This window comes from Bradyrhizobium sp. Mp27 (assembly GCF_029953005.1).
Classification (GTDB): Bacteria; Pseudomonadota; Alphaproteobacteria; order Rhizobiales; family Xanthobacteraceae; genus Bradyrhizobium; species Bradyrhizobium barranii.
Genome location: NZ_JASAUS010000414.1, coordinates 1 through 2,248 on the forward strand (window position 1 = coordinate 1; position 2,248 = coordinate 2,248).

Below are 2,248 nucleotides of genomic sequence, written 5' to 3' on the forward strand. Positions count from 1 at the left end.
TCTCGGTCATGGCGTATCGCTCTCCTCGAGAGGTTCTGGCAGGCTCGTCACCCGCCTCGATACGCCGCCTTCCTCACACCGTCATCACCCAGATTCCGCCATAGCTCACGGCGAAGAGGCATTGGCGTGGCACGGGCGGCGAATCACCGACGTTCTCATCACGGACGTCAAGCTGCCCGGAGGCATCGACGGATGGCAGATCGCCGAACATTGCCGGGCGACGCTTTCCGACAGCGCGATGAACTTAGCCAAATTATACCAGTAGACGCATCTGATCAGTTCGTTGAAGGCTTTCGCGAAGGCGTGTTGAACGTCTGGCACGGAGCTTAGGCTCCGCACAGGGCGAGGCAGCGAGCGTACGCCGGGGCCCGCTCACCGATATTGTGCCTGCCATTAGTTTTGCAGCAACGGCCCGTTAACCCCAACGTCCATCATAGCCGCTCTCCTTAAGCCGATCGTGCAGTTCGGTGTAGATCTCTTTCAAAGTTTCCGTGACGTCGTATAAGAGAGACACGAAGAGGTCGATGTCTGTTCCGGACTTGTTTTCTTTTCCCTTGGCAAATGAGCCGCTTGGGTGCTCCTCGCAACTTGTTTCCAGCCCAATGTGATAGGAGCGGATACAACGCTGCTTGAACTTGTCGGACGGGTGACGTGGACGACGTGTCAACGGCCTGGCGAACCAGTATGGACTGGAGATATTGATCGGCTGTCATGGGAAACCATTGGCAATCAAAGCCTGAGCATAGGTCGACGTGTGACGTATTCCTAGTTGTGTCAGGTCGGCTTCTAAACCAGGCAGTGGACAACATGCCGGCAACCACCGAAGTGCCGATCGTCCGCCAGCGTAAGGCTGTAGAAACCGCTAGAAAAAAGCTTGTCGGGGCCATCGGACTTGCCGAACCGCGAAGGAGCATCACGCGCAGCTAAACCTAGGAGGCCCCATGCCGCCGCTCCACTATCCGTTTTCGCTGCTCTGGATCGCCGCTTTCTTCGTGCTGCTTTTTTCGATCGTAACCGGCGTGCTCCGAGGAGCGCCCCGCTACAGCATCGGGCTCTTCTGGTCCGCCATCGGGGCTGCGTTTGCGGCCCAAGCCCTCGATGGGTTTTAGTGGATATGATCCCGGCGCGCCTCTAGGAACGATCCATCCTTCGAATGCTTGGTGCCTGCCGGGTCGGTCGCGAAACCCGGTGGAGCTAAACAGAACTCGTAGCTCTGGAATGCGGACCCCGGTCATACCCTCGTTTGGCTGGGGTCCGTCCCGACAGTCGCCGCGCCAAAGCATCCCACCTCCGGCGGGGTACAGGACGCCATGTCAGTCCTCGACATCGCCAATTTGTGGCCCGCTCAGGCCCTCACCTTCATCTCTTGCGAATCTGCCGCCCGATTGCTTCTGCGATGGCCAACGATTGTTCTTTGTGGCTTGGATGGTCCCAGCTCCGCGGGTCTGATGGATCGAGCGGCCGTATTGACCGCGCCCGGCCTCTTGGGCGCAGGTTCCTTTTAAACAACACGCGCCCGTGAGCCGACTAGCCGCCCCTCCCGACCAACCAGCCACTGCCAACAGGCTCCTGGCGGGGCTCCCGCCTTCCCCCTGGGGGCTGCCTAATTTGATCACGAACTGCGTTACCCACTTCGAACCTCAGGCCACCGGCACGCCGTAGTAGGCGTTCACGGAGAGCGTGGTGGCGGGGTCGCTCCAATTCCAACTGCTCTCGTCGGCGTATTTGGGGGCGCCGCGGAGCTGGTCCTGGGTAATGCCGGTGACGTAGCCGCCGAGGTTGGTGTCGTACTTCAGCGCCTGCCAGGGCAGCGGATAGTGATCGTCGCCGATGCCGAGCAGGCCGCCGAAGCTCAGCACCGCGTACGATACCTTGCCGCTGACCTTGTCGATCATGACGCGCTCGATGTAGCCGACCTTTTCGCCGTCGGCCCCGTAGACATTCGTGCCCTCGACCTTGTCGCTTCCGATCAGGCTGAAGGTCTCGCGATCTTCCATGTCCATGTTGACCTCCCGGATGTTGTCTTCTGGAGTCAACTGGAGGACGATGGCTCCGTTCCTGGCTGAAAGCCTCGGTGGCCTTGTTTTGGATGATCGGAGTTCGAGGATGGAGCTGACCGATCTGGAGCGCGAATTTTTGGTAAGCGCTCCTTTCTACGCACCTATGCAGTTGAGCGCGGGGATGGGATGAGGTGTCCACCATGAACGAGGTGGACACCATCGATGATCACTCCAGAAGAACTTTTGAG

Annotated in this window: 2 protein-coding genes and 1 pseudogene; 2 read left to right on the forward strand and 1 reads right to left on the reverse strand. The window is 59.4% G+C overall.

Going from position 1 to position 2,248, the window contains the following annotated elements; genetic code table 11:
- Window positions 1-265: pseudogene (locus QJT78_RS50390) on the forward strand (hypothetical protein); the annotation flags it as partial.
- A gap of 676 nt (window positions 266-941) precedes the next feature.
- A complete protein-coding gene (locus QJT78_RS50395; RefSeq protein WP_155258259.1) occupies window positions 942-1,109 on the forward strand; it encodes a hypothetical protein in 168 nt (55 codons plus the stop codon).
- Between the two features lie 531 nt (window positions 1,110-1,640).
- Here QJT78_RS50395 and QJT78_RS50400 read toward each other — a convergent pair.
- Window positions 1,641-2,003, reverse strand: a complete 363-nt coding sequence (locus QJT78_RS50400) for a PRC-barrel domain-containing protein (protein WP_038945907.1) — start codon at window positions 2,001-2,003, stop codon at window positions 1,641-1,643.
- Window positions 2,004-2,248 lie beyond the last annotated feature (245 nt).

Excerpts from the sequence above, each read along its gene's own strand:
- QJT78_RS50395 (WP_155258259.1), top strand. The coding sequence starts at position 942 with ATGCCGCCGCTCCACTATCCGTTTTCGCTGCTCTGGATCGCCGCTTTC.
- QJT78_RS50400 (WP_038945907.1), bottom strand. The coding sequence starts at position 2,003 with ATGGACATGGAAGATCGCGAGACCTTCAGCCTGATCGGAAGCGACAAG.